This window comes from Geothrix oryzae (assembly GCF_030295385.1).
Taxonomy (GTDB): Bacteria; Acidobacteriota; Holophagae; order Holophagales; family Holophagaceae; genus Geothrix; species Geothrix oryzae.
The window spans coordinates 2,672,871-2,695,334 of the sequence record NZ_AP027079.1 but is presented as its reverse complement, the minus strand read 5'-3'; the positions used below and the strand labels follow the sequence as shown (position 1 = coordinate 2,695,334).

Annotated in this window: 19 protein-coding genes; 10 read left to right on the top strand and 9 right to left on the bottom strand. The window is 68.9% G+C overall.

What is annotated here, in order from left to right; translation table 11 throughout:
* The first annotated feature begins 19 nt into the window (after positions 1–19).
* The 5 genes from QUD34_RS12365 to QUD34_RS12345 all read left to right on the top strand — a co-directional run bounded on the left by QUD34_RS12365 (position 20) and on the right by QUD34_RS12345 (position 7,576).
* A complete protein-coding gene (locus QUD34_RS12365; protein ID WP_286354017.1) occupies positions 20–1,687 on the top strand; it encodes a DUF4382 domain-containing protein in 1,668 nt (555 codons plus the stop codon).
* Positions 1,688–1,864: 177 nt separating this feature from the next.
* Positions 1,865–2,122 carry a hypothetical protein gene (locus tag QUD34_RS12360; protein ID WP_286354016.1) on the top strand — a complete coding sequence of 86 codons (258 nt, stop codon included), beginning with the start codon at positions 1,865–1,867 and terminating at the stop codon, positions 2,120–2,122.
* Positions 2,123–2,194: 72 nt separating this feature from the next.
* The gene (locus QUD34_RS12355; protein ID WP_286354015.1) at positions 2,195–3,370 is read left to right on the top strand and encodes a TolC family protein; all 1,176 of its coding nucleotides are present in this window, start codon (positions 2,195–2,197) and stop codon (positions 3,368–3,370) included.
* The gene (locus QUD34_RS12350; RefSeq protein ID WP_286354014.1) at positions 3,367–4,497 is read left to right on the top strand and encodes an efflux RND transporter periplasmic adaptor subunit; all 1,131 of its coding nucleotides are present in this window, start codon (positions 3,367–3,369) and stop codon (positions 4,495–4,497) included. The genes QUD34_RS12355 and QUD34_RS12350 overlap by 4 nt, the downstream gene beginning before the upstream one ends.
* Positions 4,487–7,576: an efflux RND transporter permease subunit gene (locus QUD34_RS12345; protein ID WP_286354013.1), complete on the top strand. Its 3,090-nt coding sequence runs from the start codon at positions 4,487–4,489 to the stop codon at positions 7,574–7,576. Before QUD34_RS12350 ends, QUD34_RS12345 begins: the two co-directional genes overlap by 11 nt.
* Before the next feature lie 53 nt (positions 7,577–7,629).
* On the opposite strand, the gene QUD34_RS12340 is transcribed toward QUD34_RS12345, so the two are convergent.
* From QUD34_RS12340 to QUD34_RS12310, 7 genes are all read right to left on the bottom strand, one after another.
* Positions 7,630–8,793, bottom strand: coding sequence for a class I SAM-dependent methyltransferase (locus QUD34_RS12340; protein WP_286354012.1), 1,164 nt, complete (start codon positions 8,791–8,793; stop codon positions 7,630–7,632).
* Positions 8,793–9,740: a ribose-phosphate diphosphokinase gene (locus QUD34_RS12335; RefSeq protein WP_286354011.1), complete on the bottom strand. Its 948-nt coding sequence runs from the start codon at positions 9,738–9,740 to the stop codon at positions 8,793–8,795. Before QUD34_RS12335 ends, QUD34_RS12340 begins: the two co-directional genes overlap by 1 nt.
* Positions 9,741–9,841: 101 nt before the next feature.
* Entirely contained in the window at positions 9,842–10,345 is a 504-nt protein-coding gene (locus tag QUD34_RS12330) for a DinB family protein (RefSeq protein ID WP_286354010.1), read from the bottom strand.
* A gap of 84 nt (positions 10,346–10,429) precedes the next feature.
* Complete coding sequence (locus QUD34_RS12325; RefSeq protein WP_286354009.1) at positions 10,430–11,116, bottom strand: helix-turn-helix transcriptional regulator; 687 nt, start codon at positions 11,114–11,116, stop codon at positions 10,430–10,432.
* Between the two features lie 27 nt (positions 11,117–11,143).
* Entirely contained in the window at positions 11,144–12,445 is a 1,302-nt protein-coding gene (gene murA / locus QUD34_RS12320) for a UDP-N-acetylglucosamine 1-carboxyvinyltransferase (RefSeq protein WP_286354008.1), read from the bottom strand.
* Positions 12,446–12,485: 40 nt separating this feature from the next.
* Positions 12,486–12,917, bottom strand: coding sequence for a signal peptidase I (gene lepB / locus QUD34_RS12315; protein WP_286354007.1), 432 nt, complete (start codon positions 12,915–12,917; stop codon positions 12,486–12,488).
* A 16-nt stretch (positions 12,918–12,933) separates the two neighbouring features.
* Complete coding sequence (locus QUD34_RS12310) at positions 12,934–13,287, bottom strand: hypothetical protein (protein WP_286354006.1); 354 nt, start codon at positions 13,285–13,287, stop codon at positions 12,934–12,936.
* A 141-nt stretch (positions 13,288–13,428) separates the two neighbouring features.
* Between QUD34_RS12310 and QUD34_RS12305 the strand changes: the two genes are divergently transcribed.
* Positions 13,429–15,465 (top strand): (Fe-S)-binding protein, encoded by a 2,037-nt coding sequence (locus QUD34_RS12305; protein WP_286354005.1) that lies wholly within the window; start codon positions 13,429–13,431, stop codon positions 15,463–15,465.
* 209 nt (positions 15,466–15,674) lie between these two features.
* Positions 15,675–18,377: a serine/threonine protein kinase gene (locus tag QUD34_RS12300; protein ID WP_286354004.1), complete on the top strand. Its 2,703-nt coding sequence runs from the start codon at positions 15,675–15,677 to the stop codon at positions 18,375–18,377.
* Between the two features lie 49 nt (positions 18,378–18,426).
* Here the strand turns inward: QUD34_RS12300 and QUD34_RS12295 are convergent, their stop codons facing one another.
* Positions 18,427–19,500 (bottom strand): 3-deoxy-7-phosphoheptulonate synthase, encoded by a 1,074-nt coding sequence (locus tag QUD34_RS12295; protein ID WP_286354003.1) that lies wholly within the window; start codon positions 19,498–19,500, stop codon positions 18,427–18,429.
* Positions 19,501–19,666: 166 nt separating this feature from the next.
* On the opposite strand from QUD34_RS12295, the gene QUD34_RS12290 reads away from it, so the two are divergent.
* From QUD34_RS12290 to rfaE1, 3 genes are read left to right on the top strand one after another with little or no spacing between them, the layout of a single operon-like run.
* Positions 19,667–20,791: a TDT family transporter gene (locus tag QUD34_RS12290; protein WP_286354002.1), complete on the top strand. Its 1,125-nt coding sequence runs from the start codon at positions 19,667–19,669 to the stop codon at positions 20,789–20,791.
* Positions 20,792–20,800: 9 nt separating this feature from the next.
* Positions 20,801–20,968 carry a Trm112 family protein gene (locus QUD34_RS12285; RefSeq protein ID WP_286354001.1) on the top strand — a complete coding sequence of 56 codons (168 nt, stop codon included), beginning with the start codon at positions 20,801–20,803 and terminating at the stop codon, positions 20,966–20,968.
* Entirely contained in the window at positions 20,965–21,969 is a 1,005-nt protein-coding gene (rfaE1, locus tag QUD34_RS12280; RefSeq protein ID WP_286354000.1) for a D-glycero-beta-D-manno-heptose-7-phosphate kinase, read from the top strand. Before QUD34_RS12285 ends, rfaE1 begins: the two co-directional genes overlap by 4 nt.
* Here the strand turns inward: rfaE1 and QUD34_RS12275 are convergent.
* Positions 21,966–22,463: a hypothetical protein gene (locus tag QUD34_RS12275; RefSeq protein ID WP_286353999.1), complete on the bottom strand. Its 498-nt coding sequence runs from the start codon at positions 22,461–22,463 to the stop codon at positions 21,966–21,968. The genes rfaE1 and QUD34_RS12275 overlap by 4 nt on opposite strands.
* Position 22,464 lies beyond the last annotated feature (1 nt).

Sequence of the window (22,464 nt, the reverse complement as noted above, 5' to 3'; positions counted from 1 at the left end):
CCCCCCCTTTGGAGATCCCATGCGTCCTGCGTTTCGAAGTCTCTCCCTGGCGGCGCTTCCCCTCGGCCTCAGCGCCTTGACGCTTGGTTTGGCCTGCAGCGGAGGTTCCTCCGGTGGCTCCGCCACGACTCCGGCCTCCACCCCCATGGGCACGGCCTCGATCATCCTCACGGACGCCCCCTCGGACCAGTGGTCGGCCATCGAGGTGGTCGTCACCAAGGTGACCCTGCTGAACAAGACCGACCATACCAAGGAGATCGTGGCCTTCCAGGGTGCCACCGCCAAGATCAACCTCGTGGATCTCGACAGCGTGGGTGAGTTGCTCGCCACGGCCCAGATCCCCGTAGGCACCTATGACGCCCTGCGCATCACCATCGATCCCGCCAGCGTGAACCTGGTGAAGGCCGACGGCAGTTCCGTACCCAGCAACCTGGTGCGCGTGGCAGGCTCCACGGTCCAGGTGGGGCTGAGCTCGGACCTGGTGGTGACGGCCAGCGGCAACAACGCAGTGCAACTCGACTTCGACCTCGGGCATCCGCTGTTCCTGGTGCAGCTGCCGGACGGCTCCTGGGTCATGAACCTCCAGGTGAAGCACCGCCCCAACGCCAACGGCATGATGGGCATGGCCCAGATGGCCTTCCGCCACCGTCGCGGCACCATCGCCTCCGTGGGCGCCTCCAGCTTCATGCTGCACACCGACAGCGGGAACGACCTCACGGTGAATGTGGATGGGGGCAGCTGGTTCTTCGATGCGGATGCCAAGGCCGTGGGCAGCTTGGCGGGCCTGGCCGCGGGCAAGAACGCGCTGGTGTCGCTGCGCATGCAAGCCGACGGCAGCCTCTGGGCCGTGCGCGTGTGGTACGGCGCCAACGCCCTGCCGGGCTGGACGCCCGAAGGCCATGTCTACGGCGTGGATCAGGCCGCGGGCCGGCTGCTGGTCAGCACCAATGCCAGCACCCCCCGGGCCATTGCCATCGATGCGGATACCGCCTTCACCTTCCGCACGGGCCAGACCCTCGGCCTGGGCCCGGCGGCCCTCGCCAACCTGTGGACCGGCTTCAAGGTGCAGGTCGAAGTGAAGGACCCGCTCCAGGTGCCCATGCATGCCAAGTCGGTGAACATCCAGCGGGCGGTGGATGGGGGCGTGATCAAGACTGCCACGGCCACCTCCTTCACCTACCAGCATCTGCTGGCCGGCGATCGCACCCATGCCTACGCCAATGCCTTCTCCTGGTGGTATCTCGGTTTCCCCGGCGCGACCTCCAGCAGCAGCGGCGCCTTCGCGGCCGCCATCACCGGCGCGGGCGATGTGCGCGTGCAGGGCGTGAGCGACCTGGTGTGGAACGGCGGCATCAGCGCCTGGGACGCCAGCAACGCCATCTTCCTGCCCGTGGCCCTGCCCCAGGGCGCCATCAGCACCTCGTACAGCGGCGGCCAGATGGGGTTCACCTTCACCAATTCCGCCGCGGCCACCCAGACCATCTCGGTCAGCCTGAACACCACCGTGGGCGCGCAGCCGGTGGTGCTGGAGGTGATCAACCAGGCCGGTACGGTCACGGTCCTGCCCCTCGATGCCAGCACCTGGGGAGCCAAGCTCGTCAGTCCTGCCAAGGCCCGTGTGGCCGTCGTGCCCAAGCCCGACGGGAGCTTCGCCGCCTACGCGGTGGTGGTGTTCACCGGGTTCTGAGGACATCAGCCTACCTTCGGCAAGAGGAAGCGGCGCCTGGGCGCCGCTTCCTCTTGGAGGTAGGGACGCGGGAGTGCAAGGCCCGAGAATTCCCGGGGTCGCGCCCATTCGGGTAGTCTGGGGTCGATGCTGAGGCCCCCCTCTCGAGCGCTCGATCGACCCTTCCTGCGGCGCTGGGTGGCGATCCTTTTGCTCTGCCTGACGGGGATGTACCTGGGCGCCACCAGCCTGGATGCCTGCGTGGAAGGCCCGGGCGACGACTGTGCGCCCATCTGCCACCTGCTCTGCGCGGATGGATGCGCCACGGCGCCCGTGCCGGAACCGCCGGCCCCCCCCTCGCCCGATGCCCTGCCGGATCGCTGCTTCGTGGCGGAACGGGCGGGGTGTCTCGTCAGCCTGGACATCGAACCGGAAAAGGACCCTCCTCGAGCCTGAGGGATTGAGCGTGCGAATGCATGGCCGGGCCCTGCCCTGCCGTGCCATCCCTCCATCTCCCATGAGGCCCCGATGCGAACCTTTCTCCTGGGGGCGCTGCCCTGCCTGCTCTTGGCACAGGCGCCGCCCCTCTCTTTTGACGACATCCTTCAGCGGGCCCAGACCAGCCCTGGACAATACCGGGTGGAAGCCCTGCTGGCCGAACGCCACCGGGCGCTGAGCGGCACCCAGGGATTCCTCCGCGAAGGCCCCTCCATGGGCCTCACCGCAGGCCCCCGTACCAACTCCGCCACGCCCACGACGACGGACCAGTCCGTGGATCTGGACCTGCCGCTGTTCCTGTCGCCCGCCACCCGGCATCGTCTGGAAGAGGCCCTCGGGCAGGCAAACCCGGCTCTGCGGGAGGCCGCCAAGATCGAGGCGCGGTTCCGCCTCCGCCAAGCCTACCTGGACGCCTGGTTGGCCGAGCGCCTGCTCCAACTCCGGGAGGCGGATATCACCACGGTCCAGGCCTGGCTCAAGGCCGCCCAGGCGCGGCTGGAGGCCGGGGCGGATCCTGGATTCCAGGTCAGCCTCGTAGAGGGCGAAGTGCTTCGCGCCCAGGCGGATCTGGATGAGTCGCGGAGGCAGAGACTGAATGCCTGGGCGAGCCTCCGGGCGATGGCGGATGTTCCGATATCCCCCGTTCCCCTCGCCGATCCTGGCGACGCGCAGGTCCTCCCCAGCGACGGGCTCCAGGCTAGGTTCGAGGACGGCGCCCTGCGTCAAGCCATTCAGAGCCGCCTAAACCTGGAGCAACAGGCCCTGCGCCACCAGGAGGCTCTGGCCACCAGCCGCTGGAGCCTCCGGGGCAGCTATGCCAAGGAAGGCGAAGAGCGCATCGGCAAGATCGGTCTGGCCTACCGCTTCTCCCGCCCGGGGGAAGGTCGGGCCATTCATCGCGAAACGGAGGCCACCCTCCAGGCCGCCAAGCGCGAACTGGAGATCGCCCTCCTGGAGCTGGATGCCCGCTTCCAGTCGGCGTGGACGCGGCTCCGGACGGCCCCGCCGCCCACCCTCTTCAAAGGCTTCGACCGATCCCTCAAGGCCGTGAGCCTGCGCCTCAGCGAGGGCAAGGAGCGCCCCTCCGAGGCGCTCCCCATCCGCCGCCAGCTCCTGGAGGCCCAAGCCGCCTCCTACCGGCGACTTCAGGCCGCCCACCTTCTGTCTGCCGAGCTCCAGGCCCTCACATCCGAGGTGAACCCATGAACCCCACCATCCGACTTTCCGTGCTGACACTCGCGCTGGGGGCCATGGTGGCCTGCGAACGCAAGGCCGCACCGACCGAGGTCAGGGAATCCCATCAGGCGGAGGGCACCCACGACGGCGAGGGGGTCCATCTCTCCCTGAAGGACATCCGGGGCCTCCGTTTCCTGGTGGTCTCCGAACCCAGGGCCGAAGGTGCCTGGTATCCCGCCGAGGCCATCGGTGACGAATCCGCCCAGGCCATCCTCAGCAGCCCGGTGAAGGGCATCGTCTCGGCCATCCAGGTTCCTCCCGGTCAGCATGTCGGCGCTGGTGCCGGATTGTTCACCCTCCAGAGCCCCGAGCTGGCCCGCCTCAAGGCCGACTGGCTGTCCGCCCGGGCCAAGCGTGACCGCACCGAGGGCGAATGGGCCCGGGAACAGCGGCTCTACGAAGCCCAGGCCGGATCCCGCCGGGAACTGGAAGCCGCCAAGAGCGAAGCTGCCACCGCGCGGGCTGACGAGGAAGCCGCCCGGCTCGCTCTGGAGGCCCGGGGGCTGAATCCCGAGATGGCCGGTGCGGTGATGACCGTGAAGGCCCCGAGGGCGGGCTCCGTCACGGCTTACAAGATCCAACTCGGCCAGGGCGTCGAGGCCGGCCAGGAACTGGGGCGCTTCCAATCGGCCTTCGCCGCCATCGTGCAGCTGGAACTGCCCCTCCCCGCGCCCGAAAACTGGCAGCCCGGCACCGTGACGGAGGCCCGCAAGGGCGACGGCCAGCGATGGAAGGCCCGCCTGGAGGGCACACCCATGATCCTCACCACGGACACGCGGCGGCTGAGCTATCGCCTTCGCCTGCTGGGCGGTCCTCTGCCGATCCCCGGAACACCGTTGGAGATCCATGTCCCTCTGGCGAAGACCGTCGTCCTCCCCCAGAGCGCCCTGCAGCAGGTGGAAGGCACCTGGGGCGTCTTCGTGAAGGAAGGAGAGGAGGCCGAGTTCCGTCCCGTGCGCCGAGGGCCTGAGCTGGGTACCGATGTGATGGTGCTCGACGGCGTGAAGCCCGGCGAGACCGTGGTGGGCGAGGGCGCCTACCTGCTGAAGTCCCTCCAGATCAAGCGCAAGAGCGGAGGGGATGACCATGACCACTGAATCCTCCTCCCCCCGCCATCGCTCCCTGATCCGCCGCTGGTTCGACTGGATGCTCCCCCGCAAGGGCTGGGTGTTCGCGCTTGCCACAGTGTGGGGTGTCGCCGGCCTCGCCAGCTTCGCCACGCTGAAGCGCGACCTGTTCCCCGATCTCACCCTTCCCAGCCTGAACCTGCTCATCCAGAGTCCGGGACGCGCCGCCACGGAGCTGGAGCTGACCGTGGCCCAGCCGGTGGAGCAGGCCATCGGCGGCCTTCCCGGCGTCAAGCGGGTGGTGAGCACCGTGCAGGCCGAAGTGATCCAGGTCGTGGTGTCCTTCGAGGGCGGCACCGACCCCTGGCGGGCCCGTCAGCTCGTGGCCGAACGCCTCGCGGGCATCGTCGGCAACTTCCCCGAGGGGACTCGGGCCCCGCTCGTCTCCAGTGCTGCCGGGCGCCTCCAGGAGATCATGGAGATCGTGCTGGAAGGTCCTGCCACGGATCCCATGAAGCTGCGGGACCACACGGAGAAGGTGCTCATCCCCCGGCTCCAGGCCGTTCCCGGCGTGGCCCGCGTCGAGCGGCTGGGAGGTGAGGAGCGCCAGCTCCAGGTCATCGTCCAGCCCGAGCGGATGCGTCTCCAGGGCGTGAGCCTCACCCAGATCCTCGAGGCCATGGAAGGCACCCACCAGGACGCCGCCGCCGGGGTGATGGAGATCCAGGACAAGGGCTGGTTCATCACCGTGGGCAGCCTCGCGGCCCAGCCCGAGGCCGTGAAGAAGCTCCGCCTGAAGACCCCCCGGGGGACGGTCCTCCTGGGCGATGTGGCTGAAATCCGCGAAGGCGCCGGCTTCCGGCGCGGCCTCGCCCGTCACCAGGGCCATGAGGATGTGAGCCTCCGGGTGGTCCGCCAGCCCACGGCGGAAACCATGACGGTCTCCCATGAGACCCGGAAGGCCTTGGATGAACTGCGCCAGAGCCTGCCGGAAGGCATGGAACTGACCCTGATGTATGACCAGGGGGGGCTCGTCACCCACGCCTTGAACGGCGTGACCCTGGCGCTCCTGCTCGGCGGGCTCTTTGTCGCCCTGGTGCTCGTGCTCCTGCTGGGGAATTTCCGGGCGGCCCTGATCGTCATCGCCGTGCTGCCCCTGGCCACCCTCGGGGCGGCGATCCCCTTGAATGCCGCGGGCATGGGCCTCAATGCCATGACCCTGGGCGGTCTCGCCATCGCCGTGGGCCTGCTGGTGGATGCCGCCGTGATCATGGTGGAGAACCTCGCGCACCGGCTGCGTGAACATCGGGATCACATGGAGCCCCGAAGGGTCGCGCTCACCCGGGCCGCCGCGGAAGTGGGTGTGCCCATCCTCGCGGCAGTGCTGGTCATCCTGGCGGTCTTCATCCCCCTGCTGGCCATCGGGGGACTCGCGGGCCGGCTCTACGCGCCCCTCGCCGTGGCCATCGCCGCGGCCATGACCCTCAGTCTCGTGCTGAGCTTCACCCTCGTGCCAGCCCTTGTGGAGCGGTTCCTTCCGCCCGGTGCCCAGCTTGAGGAGCCCCGCCTGGTGGCGGCCCTGAAGCGCGTCTATCGCCCCGCCCTCGAATGGGCCATGGGCCATGGCGCCATCGTGCGGGTGCTGGCCCTGGGCCTGACCCTTCCCAGCCTCTGGCTGGCCCTGCGCCTGGGGAGCAACTTCCTACCCAATCTGGATGAAGGGGCCCTCCTCCTCAACAGCATCCTGCCGGCGGAAACCAGCCTCGCCGCCGTGGATGAGGCCAACTTCCAGCTCGAACAGAAGCTCGTGAAGCTCCCGGGCGTGTCGTCCGTCTATCGCCGCACGGGCCGCTCTGAACTCACTGAAGACCCCATGCCGCACACGATCTCCGATGTGCTGGTGGTGCTGGATGGCACCAAGCGCACCCCCGAAGTGCAGAGGGAGGTCGCTGAAATCTCCGAGGAACTGCCTTACCCGGTCGAACTCACCACGCCCATGCAGATGCGCATCTCCGAAGGCATCGGCGGCACGCCGGCGGACATCCAGGTGAAGCTCTTCCACCCGGACCTGGCGGCCCTCCAGCTCAAGCTCTCCGACATCCAGGAAGCCCTCGGGAAAGTGCCGGGCGTGGCCTCGATCACTCCGGAAGGCGCGGGGTCCCTGCCGAAGTGGACCGTGGTGCCGGACGAAGATGCGCTTCGGCGCCTCGATGTCCCACGAACGCTCATCGTGAAGACGCTGAAGACCGCCCTGCAGGGTCTGGACACCACCCCGCGCTTCGATGGCCCCCAGCGCGTCGAACGGATCGTCCGCTTCCCGGACGATGGCCGCACCAGCCCCGAGACCCTCAAGCGCCTGCCCCTGGTGCTCGAGGACGGCCGCGTGGTGGAGCTGGGTCAGGTGGCCCGTTTCGAGGAGGCCAGCACGCCCAGCCTGATCCGGCGCGAAGCGGCCCAGCGCCGCCTGGCCCTGAATGTCCGCACCACGGGCGACCTCGGTGGAACGGCTGATCGCCTGGAGAAGGCCCTGCAGGGCATCGCGCTGCCCAAGGGCACCGTCGTGAAGCTGGGCGGCAAGATCGAGGACGCCCGGGAGACCCAGAAGCGGCTGATGGTGGCCATCGGGGTCGCCCTGGTCCTCGTGGTGGGCCTCCTCTACCTGGCTTTGGGCCGCTGGCGTGAGGTCATGGTCGTCGTGCTGACCCTGCCCGATGCCTTCGCCGGGGGGCTCTTCGCCCTCTGGCTCGCGGGGGAAACCTGGAACATCAGCTCCATCGTCGGGATGATCGGACTCTTCGGCGTGGCGGTGCAGAACAGCCTGGTGCTCATCACCCAGGCCAAGCACCTGGTGGCCTCGGGCCTGCCCTTCCACGAGGCCCTCAAAGAGGCCAGCCTCGGCCGCGTGCGCCCCAAGCTCATGACCGCCGGGAGTGCCATCCTCGGCCTCATGCCGATGCTGCTCGGCCTCGGCGGCAGTGAGTTGGAACGCCCCCTGGCCATCGTCATGGTGGGCGGACTCATCACGAGCACGCTCTTCACCCTGCTGGCGTTGCCGAGCTTCTACGCCTGGGTGGGAAGGCCGAAGGGGGAAGGGGCCGCCCAGAGTTGATGCCTTCCTCATTCCAAAGGAAACGGCGCCTCGGCGCCGCTTCCTTTGGGAGATCAAGTGAAGGCGGACATGGCGCCCACGGTGAAGCTGGGGTGCTGGTCCATCAGGGGGCGCGGCGGGGGGATGTACTCGATCCGGGAGAAGCCCGCGTGGCCCAGGGCCTCGCGCCAGGCTTCGGGGGTGAGGAACCCATGGCGGGGGCGCCAGCGGGGGTCGAGTTTCACCTCCGTGAAGCTCTTGATGAAGCTGAAGAAGAATTCGAGGTAGAGGGGGGCGTCCAGGGTGGGCTTCAGGCATTCGCCCAGGACCAGGCGACCGCCCGGCTTCAGGCGGCCGCGCAGGTCCCGCAGGGTGGCTTCCAGATCCTGGGCCACGTGCAGCACATTGATCCCCACGATGGCATCCAGGCTCGCCGCCTCGATGCCCTGGTCCCCGAGGGGCCGGTTCATGTCCAGGGCCTGGAAGCTGACGGGCAGTCCGGGCGCGGCGCTCTTCAGGTCCCTCTGGGCCCGGCGCAGGAAGGTGGGCGCCACATCGGTGAAGCGGTAGTCCGCGATGCGGTCGAGCCAGCCCGCTTCGGCCCCGGTCTGGGCGACGAGCTGGGCGAAGGATCCGGCTCCGGCCCCCAGCTCCAGGATCCGCGCACCTTCCGGGAGCCCTTCGCGGAGGGCCAGCAGGGTGAGCCAGTTGTTGGGGAAGTACCCCAGGTTGCCGTTGCGGAAGTAGGCGAGCCAGAGGGGGAACAGGGCCAGGTCGAACAGGAGGCTGTCGCCGCTCTTCCCTTCGGTGAAGAAGGGCTGGATGTGGGAGCGCACGCCGTCCAGCAGGTCGAAGTTGGACCCGTGGCCCGGCGCCTCGGCTTCCACCTGCTCCCGGAGGCCGGCGAGGTCCAGGTCGGGTTCGCCCGTCAGTACGAAGCGCTCGCCGGCCCGTTGCAGCAGGCCCTCCGAGGCGAGGAAGGGGAGCATCCAGGCCAGGGGCTTGCGAGCCTGGGCGGGGAGCCCCTCGCAGAGCGCGTCGAGGGTGGTGCCGCCGCGCAACCGGGCCTCCCAGCCCAGGTCCATGAGCAGCAGCAGGCAGGTGCGGGCGGTGTACAGACCCGACGCCCGGTGGAGTACCAGGAAGGGCCTGGTGAACAGCCGGGCGATCTCGGGGCCGAGGGGCCCGAGCAGGTCGAGGGCCGGCGGCGCCTCGATGGGACCGAGGCGCAGGGGCATCAGTCCATCATCTCGCTGATGCTGCGGCCCCCGTGGATGCGAAGGATGGCATCCCCGAAGAGGGCGGCGGTGGAAAGCACCCGCAGGTTCGGAAGGGCCTTGGCGCGTTCGGGCGAGATCGGAATGCTGTCGGTGACCACCAGCTCATCCAGATTGGCGGAAGTGAGGGTCTCCAGGGCATTGCCGGAGAGCACCGGGTGGGTGACGCCCACGCGCACCGTGCGGGCGCCGAACTCGCGGAGGATGCGGGCCGCCTCCTTGATGGAGCCGCCGGTGGCGATCTCGTCGTCGTAGATGATGGCGTCCTTGCCCTTCGCATCGCCGATCAGGGCCACGCTCTGGGCCTTCTCTGAGTCGTCGAAACGGCGCTTGTCGATGATGGCCATGGGCACGGACAGCCGCTTGGCGAAATGGCCCGCGAACTTGGCCGCCCCGGCATCCGTGGCCACCACCACGGCATTGGAGAGATCCTTGGTCTTGAAGTAGTTGGTGAGGATGGGCGTGGCCAGCAGCTGATCCGCGGGCTTGCGGAAGAAGCCCAGGATCTGCGGGGCGTGCAGGGTCATCGTGAGCACGCGGTCGGCTCCGGCGGTCTCCAGCAGGTCGGCCACCAGGCGGGCCGTGATGGAGATGCGCGCCTCGTCCTTCTTGTCGCTGCGGGCGTAGGGGAAGTAGGGCAGCACCGCCGTGATGCGGGCCGCGGACGCGAATTTCAGGGCGTCGATGAGGATCAGCAGCTCCAGCAGGTTGTCGCTGACGGGCGGGCAGGAGGTCTGGATCACGAAGACATCCGATTCGCGGACATTCTCCTCGACCTTCACCTTGATGTTCTCGTTGGAGAACCGGGTGACCTTCAGCTTGCCGAGGGGCATGCCCATGTGCGTAGCGATGCCTCTCGCCAGGTCCGGGTGGCTGCTCCCGGAAAAGACCTTCATCTCGCCGAACATGGATCCCCCGATCTCGGACCCAGTGTAGCCGACCCCTCGCGTGGAGGTCGTCACAGGGATGAAGCGGAAGCAGCCTGGCCCGGTTCCCCGGGGGGAGGAACTCAGCTCTCGTCGGCGCTGGGGCCGTAGATGGACGGGACCGGCACATCCAGCAGGCGGAGATAGACGGCGAGCTGGGCCCGGTGATGGATGAGGTGGTTCATCACGAAGCTGCGGTAGACCGCGGCGCGCGGCATGGCCAGGATCACCTGGCCCTCGTTCTTGAGGGTCCAGATCACCTGGAAGGCCTCGTCCGGGGTCTTGGCCAGGGCTTCCAGCGCCCCCTCCACACCCTGGTCCAGGGTCCGGAGCAGCCCTTCGACGGTGTCGCTCGGCTTCGGCTGGCTGGCGCGGGTCTCGGGCAGGCCGAAATCCAGCTCGGTGCGGGTCAGGGTGCTGATGGTCCAGCCGGGAATCGTGACCAGGTGATTCGCTAGGTCGCCCAGTGTGAATGACTTGGGGTGGGGACGGTAGTCCATCCGACCGGCGGGGATCCGTTCGATCACGCGGCGGAGGCTCGCCATTTCGTGCTGGAACTCGGGGAGGAGGGCTTGGGAGAGCGGCATCGGGGGCTCCTTGGATGAAGGAGGTCCAGGATAGGTCAGGGCTCCTGACAACCTGGTGGCAGGAGGGTTCATCCCCGAGCGGGATTACCTGGAAGGTCCGGCCCGGAATTGTCCAAGGTAGTCCTCCAGGCCCCGACCAGGGGTCGGCTCGAAGGGGTCGAGCACCTCGCTGGACTGGATGCGGTCCACGCGGAAGGTGCGGAGGGCCTCGCGCAGCTCGCACCAGGCCGCGAGGTGCCACCGGTAGCCCCAGAAGACCAGGCCCAGGGGCTGCAGCACCCGGGTCGAGGCGGTCCCGTCGGCACGCGCGTAGGTGATCTGGACGCGGCGATGCTCGCGCAGGCCCCGGCGCAGCTCGCCAAGGAAGCGGGCGGTTTCCGGAGGGACATGGAAGTCCGGCACCAGGAAAGGCAGGTCCGACAGGGACCGCCTCCGGTCCGGCGGCAGGACGGCCTCCACTTTCCGGAGGAGGCTCTCCGCGGCCTCCCGGAGGGAGGGATCACCCCAGGCGGCCACGACGCGGGCGCCCAGGAGCAGCGCCTCGCCTTCCTCTGCGTTGAGCATGAGAGGAGGGAGGTCGAAGTGCCGGGGGAGGCTGTAGCCCACGCCGGCTTCGCTCTCGATGGGCACGCCCGAGGCCATGAGGTCCGCGATGTCGCGGTAGAGGGTGCGCTCGCTGACGCCGAGCTCCCGGGAAAGGCGGGCCGCGGTGCTGATGCGGTCCCGCCGCAGCAGCTGCACGATCTGGAACAGGCGGTCGGCGCGGCGCATGGGGATTCAGGCGGTGCGCGCGGTCGGCTAGACCTTGCCGCCACCCACCCGCTCGATGCGGGCCCCGACGCCCTGGAGCTTTTTCTCCAGGCCGGCGTAGCCGCGGTCGAGGTGATAGATGCGGTCGACGATGGTCTCGCCCTTGGCCACGAGGCCGGCGATGACCAGGGCGGCGCTGGCCCGGAGGTCCGTGGCCATGACCGTGCACCCGGTCAGGTCCGCGGGGCCGGCCACGATGGCGCGGTGGCCGTCCGTGCGGAGGTTCGCACCCAGGCGCTCCAGCTCCATGGCGTGCTGGAAGCGGTTCTCGAAGATGCCCTCGTTGATGACGCTGATGCCGCAGGCCTGCGTCATGACGGCCATCACCTGGGCCTGCAGGTCCGTGGGGAACCCGGGGAAGGGCAGGGTGGTGACATCCTTGGACCGCAGCTTCTGGCCGGGCTCCCGCTGGATGCGGAGCTGGCGGCCGTCCTGGCCCTCCCGCTCGGTGACCAGGCAGCCCGCCCGCTCCAGCAGGTCCAGCAGCGCGCGGAGGTGTCCGGGCTCGCAGCGGTCCAGCACCACATCGCCGCAGGCTGCGGCCACGGCGCAGAGGTAGGTGCCGGCCTCGATGCGGTCGGCGATGACCGCGTGCTCGCAGCCATGGAGCTTCGCCACGCCGGTGATGGTGAGGGTTCCCGTGCCGATGCCCTCGATCTGGGCGCCCATCTTGACGAGCAGCTGGGCCAGGTCGCCGATCTCGGGCTCCATGGCCGCGTTGCGCAGGACCGTGGTGCCCTTGGCCAGGGCGGCGGCCATGAGGATGTTCTCCGTGGCGCCCACGCTCACCTTCTCGAAGGCGTGGTCGATGGCCTGCAGGGGGCCCTTCACGGCGGCGTGGATGTAGCCGTGGCTGATCTCGATCTGGGCGCCCATGCGCTCGAGGGCCTCCAGGTGCAGGTTCACGGGGCGGGCACCGATGGCGCAGCCGCCGGGGAGGCTCACGGTGGCCTTGCCGAAGCGGGCGAGCAGGGGCCCCAGCACCAGGATGGAGGCCCGCATGGTCTTCACCAGGTCATAGGGGGCCTTGGGATCCTCGCTGCCGGCGCAGGCCAGCCGGGCGGTCAGCTCGAAGCCCTCGCCTTCCGGTTCCAGCGAGGCCTCCGTACCCAGGGCCTGCAGCACCTTCACCATGGTGCGGATGTCGGCCACGGCGGGCAGGTTGGACAGCAAGACCGGGTCGGGCGTCAACAGGGCCGCCGCGAGGCAGGGCAGGGCCGCGTTCTTCGCCCCCGACACCCGGATGCGCCCCCGCAGGGGATGTCCACCTTGGATCACCAGTCGGTCCATCGAATCTCCAGCTCTCCAGCGTAGCCCAACCCCGCCCCGGCTAGAGGATCCGGCCTCTCATGGCGGCCTTGGGGAGCGGGCCCCATTGCCGCCCATCCTGGCTCTCCGGCCGGTTGTCGCCCAGGACCAGATAACCCCGGCTGCAGGCCTGGTGCCCCTCTCCTCCCCGTTCGGGGTGGACCACCCAGGGCTCGTCGATGCGTCGGCCGTCGATCCAGAGATCGGGCCCCTGCCAGGTCAGGGTCTCGCCGGGCAGGCCAAGCACCCGCTTCACGGAGGAACCGTGCGGTCCCTCCACCAGCCAGACCTCCCCCCGCCGGGGTGGGGGGATCGCCCAGGCCCGCAGGGCCCAGCGCAGGCGGCCGTTGGCCAGGCCCGGTTCCATGCTGTGCCCGGACACGCGCACCGGGTGGATCACAGCCAGCGGCGAGAGGGCCAGGGCCAGGGCGGCGCAGGGGATCCAGGGACGCATGATGGTCAGCCCAGCCTCACGAAAGCACCACCATCCTCCGCCCCCGCCCATCCGTCAGGGCCACCTCCTTGAGGTGGGCGGGGGCCGGGACGAAGGGGGCCAACTCGGCCAGCAGACGCTGGGCCAGGGCCAGGGGGCCGTCCAGCCCCAGTTCGGAGAGGAGCCTTCCCTGCAGGGGGGCCAGGCTGCGGTCCAGGGCGGCCTCCAGGTCGCGGAAGTCGACCACCACATCGAAGCCATCCAGGCCCCGCCGCATGGCCACCACCTCCACCGTGTAGTCGTGGCCCTCCCAGGCTTCGCCCGTCCGGAACACCACCGACAGGGGGCGGGTGACGGCGGCTTCAAAATGGAGGGTGGAGGTGCTTCCCAAGTCTGACTCCAGGTCGGGCCTTCAGTTTGTCATGCCCATGGCTACACTGTCCCTTCGACTGCATACCTGATAACCGGGTGAGACAATGAGCGGCGCCGCGCCACGGCCCGTTCCGATTGATGACTGCAAGGAGGGACCGCCATGAAGGCCCTGGAAATCGCGCTGTTCTGGATCATGACGCTGGCTGCGGCCGGGTTCTTCGCCTGGACCGTGCGGAAGCGCCTGGCCACCCTGAGGGCCGGCCTGCCGGACAACCGCTTCGACCAGCCCTGGGTGCGCCTGAAGGGCGTCTTCACCCTGGCCATCATGCAGAAGCGCATGGTCCGCGACAAATACGCTGGCTTCTACCACATCCTCATCTTCTGGGGCTTCTGCGCGTTGGCCCTGCGCTCCATCGGGCTGGTGCTGGAAGGGCTCTTCCCCGTCTTCCACATGACCGAGGCCCTGGGCGCCTTCGGCTACGGCTACCAGGCCACCAAGGATGTCTTCGAGGTGCTGGTGCTGCTGGGCCTGGGCCTCGCCACCTTCCGCCGCCTGGCCGCCAAGCCCTGGCGCCTGGAGAACTCCTGGGATGCCTGGGCCACCCTGAGCCTCATCGGCACCCTGATGATCACCGACCTGCTGGCGGACGGGGCCTACATCTGGCTGCACAACCCGGCCTGGAAGGCCTGGGCCCCCGTGAGCCTCTTCGTGGCGAACCAGCTGCGGGACATGGGCGGCACGGGGCTGCTGGTGCTCTACAAGAGCATGTGGTGGCTGCACCTGGCGACCCTCTACTTCTTCGCCAATTTCCTCCCCTATTCCAAGCACTTCCATGTGTTCACCTCGCTCTTCAACATCTACTTCCGCGAGCTGGAGCCCCAGAAGAACCTGAAGCCCATGGACCTGGAGGCCGAGCACTTCGGCATCAACAAGATCCAGGACTTCTCCTGGAAGCAGATGCTCGACTTCTACACCTGCGTGGAGTGCGGCCGCTGCCTGGAGAACTGCCCCACCACGCTCACGGGCAAGCCCCTCCGGCCCAAGGATTTCGGCAATGACCTCCGCGACTACCTGAAGGCGACGCCACTGGAGCAGATGGGCCAGGACAAGCCCGTGCCCGAGGACCGCAAGCTCATCGGCGGCCCCGTGCCCGAAGGCTCCTACTGGAAGCGCGATGACGAGGTGGCGCCCTGGAGCAAGGCGCAGCTGGAAGGCTGGATCAGCCAGGACACCATCTGGGCCTGCACCAGCTGCGGCTACTGCGAGTGGGCCTGCCCCCTGCAGATCAGCTTCGTGGACAAGATCATCGGCATGCGCCGCTACCTCACGCTGGAGGAGAGCGACTTCCCCGCCGAGGCCCAGACGGCCTTCAAGGGCATGGAGCGCCAGGGCAACCCCTGGAACCTGCCCCAGGCGGACCGCGCCAAGTGGGCCGAGGGGCTGGAAGTGCCCACCTTCGCCGAGAATCCCGAGGCCGAGTACCTGTTCTGGGTGGGCTGTGCCGGTTCCTACGACGCCGCAGGCCAGAAGGTCTCCCAGGCCCTGGTGAAGCTGCTCAAGGCCGCAAATGTGTCGTTCGCGATCCTCGGCACCGAGGAGAGCTGCACCTGCGAATCCGCGCGGCGCCTGGGGAACGAGTACCTCTACCAGACGGCCACGGAGGCCAACATCGAGACCCTCAAGGGCCATGGCGTGAAGAAGGTCATCACCAACTGCCCCCACTGCCTCAACACCCTGAAGAACGAGTACCCGGCCTTCGGGGGCGACTTCGAGGTGGTGCACGGCACCGAGCTGGTGGCCAAGCTCATCGGCGAGGGCAGGCTGAAGATGGAGCAGACGGTGGATGTGGACCTCACCTACCACGACCCCTGCTACCTCAGCCGCATCAACGGCCAGGTGGAGGCGCCGCGGGCCATCCTGGATGCCATCCCCGGCGTGAAGCTCACCGAGATGGAGAAGCACGGCGAAGCCACCATGTGCTGCGGCGCCGGCGGCGGCCGCTTCTGGCTGGAGGAGCACCTGGGCAAGCGCGTCAACCACGAGCGCTTCGAGCAGGCCATGGAAACCAAGGCCACCACCATCGCCGTGGGCTGCCCCTTCTGCAATGTGATGCTCAACAACGCCGCGGGGGAGACTGGCCACGAGGGCGTGGCCACCACCGATGTGCTGGAACTGGCGGCGAAGGCCCTGAAGTAGCCGGGAGGCTGACGGGAAAGGGGGGCGCTGCCGGCGCCCCCCTTTCCTTTGTGACCTGGAGCACGGCTGCTCCACCGGGGTTCCCGGGCCCGGGTGGAGCCCCGCGAAACCGTGTCACCCTGAGGGCCTGATCCTCAGATGGGTTGGGTGAGGAACCTGGCTTTCCCGTCCGCCCGGTCCTTCTCCGCGCCATTCCCCACAGCGAATTCATGCACCCCGTCCCCGGAACCCGCATCGGCCCCTACGAGATCCTGAGCCCCCTGGGCTCCGGTGGCATGGGGGAGGTCTTCAAGGCCCACGATCCGAAACTGGACCGTTTCGTGGCCATCAAGGTGCTGCCCCAGGCGCTCTATCAGGACCCCAGGACCCGGGCCCGCTTCGAGCGCGAGGCCAAGGCGGTGGCGGCCCTCTCCCATCCCAACATCCTGGGCATCTTCGATTTCGGCTGGGATGGCAGCCGGGCCTACGCGGTGATGGAGCTGCTGGAGGGAAGCAGCCTCCGGGAGATCCTGAGGGATGGGGCCGTGCCCCCCCGGAAGGCCGTGGAGTGGGCCATCCAGATCGCCCGCGGCGTGGGGGCCGCCCACGAGAAGGGCATCATCCACCGGGACCTGAAGCCGGACAATGTCTTCATCACGGAGGATGGCCAGGTCAAGGTGCTGGACTTCGGACTGGCCAAGACGCTGGAATCCGGGCGCGGCCAGATGGCAACCCTGAGGCCCGGATCTGAGCATCCGACGGAGCTCAGCGAGGCCGGAATGCTCATCGGGACGGTAGGCTACATGAGCCCCGAGCAGGTTCGGGGCGAGCCGGCGGACACCCGCTCGGACATCTTCAGCCTGGGGGTGGTGCTCTTCGAGATGCTCACCGGACGGCGACCTTTTGCCGGGCCCAGCGGCGCCGAAACCTTTTCAGCCATCCTCCGGGACGCGCCGCCGGAACTGGAAGGCCTCCGGGGCGCCCTGGTCCCCGGGCTGGACCGGCTCGTCTTCCGCTGTCTGGAGAAGCGCCCCCAGGACCGGTTCCAGAACATGAAGGACCTGGCCTTCGGGCTGGAGGCTCCCCTGTCCATGGCGAGTCCCCTCCCCGCCTGGGGCCCGGGGCTCCGGTGGCCGGTCTGGCGCCGCCCGGTCTTCGTGGGCGCCGCCCTGGCCCTCGCCCTGGCTGGGGGCGCGCTCGCCTGGGCCTTCCGCGGCACCCCGGCGGCGCTGTCGGCGCCCGCCTTCCAGCGGCTCTTCTTCACGCCGGGAACCGTGGAATCCGCCTTCTTCGGGCCCGACGGCAAGACCATCTTCTTCTCGGCGAGGCTCGGAGGCGGCGATTCGGAGATCTTCGTCATCGACCCCCGAAGTCTGGAGCCCAAGCCGCTGGGGTTGAAGGATGCCCTGCTGGTCGGCGTGTCCGGGAACAATGACCTGGCCCTGATCCGGCATCCCCGCCGCTGGCTGCTGGGGCGCTACCGCGGCACCCTCGCGCGGGTGCCCGCGGGCGGAGGGGCGTTGCGGGACCTCCAGGCGGATGTGCTGGAGGCGGCCTGGGATGGCCAGGGCCTGGCCCTGCTGACCAGCGACGATGCCCAACGGGGCCGGCTGGAGTTTCCGATCGGGCGGGCGGCCTTTGAATCCAATGGCATCAGCCACACCGCCAAGCTCATCCGGCTTGCCCCGGGAGGAGACCGGATGGCCATGGTCGAGACCCAGGATGGAAGCGCCAAGGTCGTGCTGCTGGACCGGGAGGGCCGGCGGACCGTGGTGTTCGAAAAGCCGGGAGACGGGTTCGGCGACACCCTCACCGGGCTGGCCTGGGGGCCCGGGAACGACCTGTGGCTGAGCGAACTCCAGGCGGATCAGACGGCCCTGTGGTCGGTCCGGCCGGGCTCTCCGGCGCGCCTCCTGTGGCGCGGGGACGGCTCCAAGCAACTCATGGATGTCTTTTCCGATGGGCGGGTCCTCCTGGCCAACCATCAGGTGCGACGCGGCGTGCTGGTGCAGCGGGCCGGGGAGCCGACCCACCAGGAGCGCTCGGTCCGCGGCGGCACCCAGGTCCAGGGACTGAGCCCGGATGGCGGGCGGCTGCTCCTGCTCGAATCGCCAGCCCTGGATGGGGGAACCGCCCTGGATGAGACCTACCTCGCGGATTTCGCGGGCGGACCCGCCCTGAAGCTGGCCAAGGGCAACCCCTACGGATTCTCCCTGGGCGCGCGCTGGATTCAGCTGAACCTCAACGGGCTCAGCCCGAAGGATCTCGACACCGGCGTGACCACGGGGCTCCTGAAGGCGGGCCTGGATCCCGCGGCTGTCCTGGACCCCGCTTCGCCCAGGCCCTGCCTGGTGTTCCTGTCCGTGGGGCTGGACCGGCCCGTCGTGGTGCCCCTGCCCCAGCGGTTCCGGGCGGTCGGGTGCGCCTTCCTCCTGCCGGACGGCCATCGCGCGCTCTTCCAGGGAAGCGAGGGGTCCCAGGGGCTGAAGTACTACCTGGTGGAGCTCAAGGGCGGTGAGCCCCGGGCCATCACCGAAGAGGGCTTCGGCCACAACATCGTGGGCAGCAGTCCCCTGTCCTCCGACGGGAAGCGGCTCTTCATCACGAGCGACCGCAAGGCCTGGTTCATCCTGCCGGTCGATGGCGGGAAGCCCGTGCCCATCCGGGGAGTCCAGGCGGAGGAACGGCTCATCAGCTGGGCGGTGGATGGACAGAGCCTCTTCGTCCGCCCGGAACTCTCCCTCCTGCCCGTGACGATCCACCGCCTGGACCCCGTCACGGGGAAGCGGGTGGAGGTCCATCGCTTCATGCCGCCCGATGCCGCGGGCTACCTGCAGACGCGGACGGCCTACGCCACGCCCGACGGGAAGGCCTTCGCCTTCACCTACGACCGTAAGCTCAGCGCCCTCTACCTGGTGGAGGGGCTACGGTAGGGGGTGGGTAGGGGGTGGGTGGAGCGCCGGTCGTGGGCCGTTGCAGGGTTCAACCGCACCGTTTCGGCAGGGCTTCTTTCAGCAGGTTCCGGGCCTCCCGGAGCAGGGCGGCCGTCTCCTCCCAGCCGAGGCAGGCGTCCGTCACCGAGCAGCCGTAGCGCAGGGTGGCGAGGTCGGCGGGAATGGGCTGGTTGCCCTCCTCGAGGAAGCTCTCCACCATCAGCCCGACGATGGAGCGGTTGCCGCGGAGGATCTGGTGGGCGCAATCCAGGAAGACCAGGGGCTGGAGCCGGGGATTCTTGTGGCTGTTCGCGTGGGAGCAGTCCACCACGATGTTTTCGGGCAATCCCGCCTTGCGCAGGGCGGCCTCGGCCAGGGCGATGCTGACGGTGTCGTAGTTGGGGCGGCCTCCGCCGCCGCGCAGCACCAGGTGGCCGTGGGCGTTCCCCCGGGTCCGCACGATGGCGGCGGAGCCCTGGTCGTTGAGGCCCAGAAAGCTGTGGGGACGGGCGGCCGAGAGGATGGCGTTCACGGCGGCGCCCAGGTCGCCGTCCGTGGCGTTCTTGAAGCCCACGGGCGTGGACAGGCCGCTGGACATCTCCCGATGGGTCTGGGATTCCGAGGTCCGGGCTCCGATGGCCGTCCAGGCGATGAGGTCGCCGATGTACTGGGGCGTGTTGGGGTCCAGGGCCTCCGTGGCGGTGGGCAGGCCGATCTCCCCGATGCGCAGCAGAAACTCCCGGGCCTTCCGCATCCCCTCCTCGATGTGGAAGGAGTCGTCCATCCGCGGATCGTTGATGTAGCCCTTCCAGCCCGTGGAGGTGCGCGGCTTCTCGAAATAGACCCGCATCACCAGCAGGAGCGAGTCCGAGACTTCGTCGGACAGGGCCTTGAGCCGGGCCGCGTACTCGAGCCCCGCCACGGGGTCATGGATGCTGCACGGTCCCACCACCACCATGAGACGGGAGTCTTCACGCCTGAGGATGCGCTGGAGGTCCCGGCGCCCGGCGGCCACGGTGTCGGCCACGGCGTCCGGGACGGGGAGGGCCGCGTGGACTTCCGCCGGAGAGGGCATCCGGTCGAAGGCATCGATGTTGAGGTTTTCGAGGGCGTGATGAGTCATGGCCGGGGCTTTCCGGAAGGGCTAAGGTAGAAGTTTCTCATGCCGTGCGGGTGGCACCCGGGCAGAGGCTGCGAACCGGGGGGCTGCGGTCTTCCAGCCGATTCCCTGCGCCACCCGGAAGGGACGGGTTCGCAGGCGCGGCGAAGACGGGTGCAAGGGAGTTCGGATGCAGGAAAAGCACGCCATCAAGCACTTCGCGCCGGGCTGGTTCGCCGTGATCATGGGCACCGGGGGGCTGGCGAACATCCTGTTCCTCTGGGAGGGCCAGGTCCCGGGCCTATGGCGAGCGAGCCTGGCCGTGGCGACCCTGGCCGATGTCGGGTTCTTCATCGTGCTGATTCCGTGGCTGCTCCGCTGGGTGCGCCACTTCGACTATGTGCGGCGTGACCTCCACCACCCCGTCTCGTCGAACTTCTTCGTCACGATGCCCGTGGCCACCGTCATCCTGGGCACGAACATCCACCTGATCTGGGGATCCTACCTGGACCGGGCGTGGGCCTTCGGGCTGATGCTCGCCTGCTGGGTCATCGCCGTCGCCGGCGTGGCCTTCTTCACCCTCTTCACGACCTTCCGGTTCATCCGCGCCGAGGCGCCGCCCGATCCCGAGACCATGAACTTCTCCTGGATCATGGCGCCCATCGCCAACATGGCCCTGCTGCTGCTGGGCAATCCGGTGCTGGGGCAGGCCCTCCTGTTCCGGCCCGATTGGTGCCTGACGATCTTCGCCGTCAACGCCGCGATGCTGGGCATCGGCTTCTTCCTCTTCCTGTTCATCGGCGCCATCATCTTCGTCCGGCTGGCGCAGCACCCCCTGCCGCCGGCGGAAACGACGCCCACCTTCGGCATCTTCCTGAGCGCCGCGGGGCTCGCGGTGAGCTGCCTCCTGGACCTGGGCGCCCATGCCCGGAGCCTTGGGATCGTCACCGAAACCGGGCTCTTCTCCGTCGGCGCCGCCACCCTCTGGGGCTTCGGCATGTGGATCCTCGCCATCATCCTGGTCATCTGCATCCACCAGATCCGCCGCGGGGGAATCCCCTTCAGCCTGGGGTGGTGGGCTTTCGTGTTCCCCCTGGCCGCCTACACCATCGGCAGCCAGAAGATCGCCCAGCGCTTTCCCTCATCCCTCACGCGGGGCTACGCCCTTCTCCTGACGGCCACGCTGGTTGGCCTCTGGCTCTACATCCTGGCGAACACCCTGCGGGGCGTGCTGCGGGGCACCCTGTTCCTGGGCAGACCCCTCGACCTGCCCGCGGGAAGGGAGCCGGCCCCGGGGTCGAGCCAATTCCGATAAGCTACCCCCATGCCGCTCGATCCCCGCCTCCTCGAGATCCTCTGCTGTCCGGCCTGCCACGGCGACCTGCTGGAGAAGGCGGAGGGACTGCACTGCCAGGGCTGCGGCCTGCTCTACCCCATCGAGGATGGGATCCCCGTGATGCTGGTGGATCAGGCGAAGAAAGAGCAGCCATGAGGCTCGACCGGGCCCAGGCCGAATCGCTGCTCCGGCGCATGGAAGGCCGCAAGGTGGCCGTGCTGGGCGATGTGATGCTGGACGAGTACCTGTTCGGCGAAGTGAGCCGCATCTCGCCGGAGGCGCCCGTGCCCATCGTGCGCGTGGTGCGAGAGCACGCCGTGCTGGGCGGCGCGGCCAATGTGGCGGCCAACCTCAAGGCCCTGGGCGCGGAGCCCCTCCTCATCGGCACCCTGCAGAAGGATGTGGCGGGGGATCGGGTGCTCGGCCTGCTGGGCCGCCTGGGCATCTCCATCTCGGGCCTGGTGCTGGATGCCTCCCGGCCCACCATCATCAAGACCCGCGTCATCGGGCAGCAGCAGCAGATGCTCCGCATCGACCGCGAGGAAGCGGGGCCGAGGGAGGCCGCCGTGCTGCTGGGCCTCAAGGACCGTCTGGACCGCGCCCTGGGCGAGGCCTCGGCCCTCATCGTGTCCGACTACGCCAAGGGCGCCGTGAACGAGTCCGTCATGGAGGCGGTGCGGGAGTTCTGCACCGCGCGGAACCTGCCCTGGATCGTGGATCCCAAGCCCGCGCACAAGGCCCTGTACCGAGGGGCCACGCTCATGACGCCCAACACCAAGGAGGCCTCGGAACTGGCCCACGCGCCGGCCCGGACCGATGCGGAGGTGGCCGAGGCGGGCCGCGCCATCATGGCCGAGCTGGGCCTGAGGGGCCTGCTGGTCACGCGCAGCGAGCGGGGCATGGCCCTCTTCGCGCCGGACGGGGACCATGCGGCCCCCTGGATGGTTCCCACGGAGGCCCGGGAGGTCTTCGATGTGAGCGGCGCGGGCGACACGGTCATCGCCGCCTTCGGTGCCGCCGTGGCCGCGGGGGCGGACTGGCGCGAGGCCGCCATGCTGGCCAACGCCGCCGCGGGTGTGGTGGTCGCCAAGGTGGGCACGGCCACCGCCACGCCGGCGGAGATCCTCGCCCACTATCACGAGCAGGAAGCGAATTAGTTCCTGAGTTCGATGGTCAGCAGGAACCGGTCGCCCTTGGCGAGGCGCTCCTTCACCTGGGTGAAGTTCAGGTCGAAGGTCTCGGTTTCGCCGGGCTTGATGGTGCCGACCTTGGTGCCGCCGGAGGCCGCGCCCAGAAGCTTCCCGTCCTTGTCGAGGACGGCCACGGCAAAGCCGGGGATCTTCGGATACTTGCCCGTGTTGGTCACCTCCACCTGGGCCCGGGTGCCGAACTCGGCGCCCTTGAGGAGGTTGAAGAAGCCGGGTTCCACCACGCGCTTGTTGAAGAAGATGCGGGTCACCTTGAGGCCGTCGAGGTTCACCGTGAGGGGGATCATGCGGTCCCAGGCGAAGGGGAAGCTCTCGGAGTAGAACGAGAGCGAGGCCTCAGGGGCGGAGATGGGCGCGGAAACGGGGACGGGCGCGGAGGGAGCCGGTTGGGTCGGCGGGGCCTGGGGCAGGGCGAGCAGGGCGGCGAGGGTGAGTATCTGCATG

What these genes read in the sequence shown, in the direction of transcription:
- QUD34_RS12350 (WP_286354014.1), top strand. Translation starts at nt 3,367, where the DNA reads ATGAACCCCACCATCCGACTTTCCGTGCTGACACTCGCGCTGGGGGCC.
- QUD34_RS12340 (WP_286354012.1), bottom strand. Translation starts at nt 8,793, where the DNA reads ATGCCCCTGCGCCTCGGTCCCATCGAGGCGCCGCCGGCCCTCGACCTG.
- QUD34_RS12300 (WP_286354004.1), top strand. Translation starts at nt 15,675, where the DNA reads ATGCACCCCGTCCCCGGAACCCGCATCGGCCCCTACGAGATCCTGAGC.
- QUD34_RS12325 (WP_286354009.1), bottom strand. Translation starts at nt 11,116, where the DNA reads ATGCGCCGCGCCGACCGCCTGTTCCAGATCGTGCAGCTGCTGCGGCGG.
- QUD34_RS12365 (WP_286354017.1), top strand. Translation starts at nt 20, where the DNA reads ATGCGTCCTGCGTTTCGAAGTCTCTCCCTGGCGGCGCTTCCCCTCGGC.
- QUD34_RS12295 (WP_286354003.1), bottom strand. Translation starts at nt 19,500, where the DNA reads ATGACTCATCACGCCCTCGAAAACCTCAACATCGATGCCTTCGACCGG.
- QUD34_RS12305 (WP_286354005.1), top strand. Translation starts at nt 13,429, where the DNA reads ATGAAGGCCCTGGAAATCGCGCTGTTCTGGATCATGACGCTGGCTGCG.
- QUD34_RS12355 (WP_286354015.1), top strand. Translation starts at nt 2,195, where the DNA reads ATGCGAACCTTTCTCCTGGGGGCGCTGCCCTGCCTGCTCTTGGCACAG.
- rfaE1 (WP_286354000.1), top strand. Translation starts at nt 20,965, where the DNA reads ATGAGGCTCGACCGGGCCCAGGCCGAATCGCTGCTCCGGCGCATGGAA.
- QUD34_RS12275 (WP_286353999.1), bottom strand. Translation starts at nt 22,463, where the DNA reads ATGCAGATACTCACCCTCGCCGCCCTGCTCGCCCTGCCCCAGGCCCCG.
- murA (WP_286354008.1), bottom strand. Translation starts at nt 12,445, where the DNA reads ATGGACCGACTGGTGATCCAAGGTGGACATCCCCTGCGGGGGCGCATC.
- lepB (WP_286354007.1), bottom strand. Translation starts at nt 12,917, where the DNA reads ATGCGTCCCTGGATCCCCTGCGCCGCCCTGGCCCTGGCCCTCTCGCCG.
- QUD34_RS12330 (WP_286354010.1), bottom strand. Translation starts at nt 10,345, where the DNA reads ATGCCGCTCTCCCAAGCCCTCCTCCCCGAGTTCCAGCACGAAATGGCG.
- QUD34_RS12345 (WP_286354013.1), top strand. Translation starts at nt 4,487, where the DNA reads ATGACCACTGAATCCTCCTCCCCCCGCCATCGCTCCCTGATCCGCCGC.
- QUD34_RS12290 (WP_286354002.1), top strand. Translation starts at nt 19,667, where the DNA reads ATGCAGGAAAAGCACGCCATCAAGCACTTCGCGCCGGGCTGGTTCGCC.
- QUD34_RS12335 (WP_286354011.1), bottom strand. Translation starts at nt 9,740, where the DNA reads ATGTTCGGCGAGATGAAGGTCTTTTCCGGGAGCAGCCACCCGGACCTG.
- QUD34_RS12285 (WP_286354001.1), top strand. Translation starts at nt 20,801, where the DNA reads ATGCCGCTCGATCCCCGCCTCCTCGAGATCCTCTGCTGTCCGGCCTGC.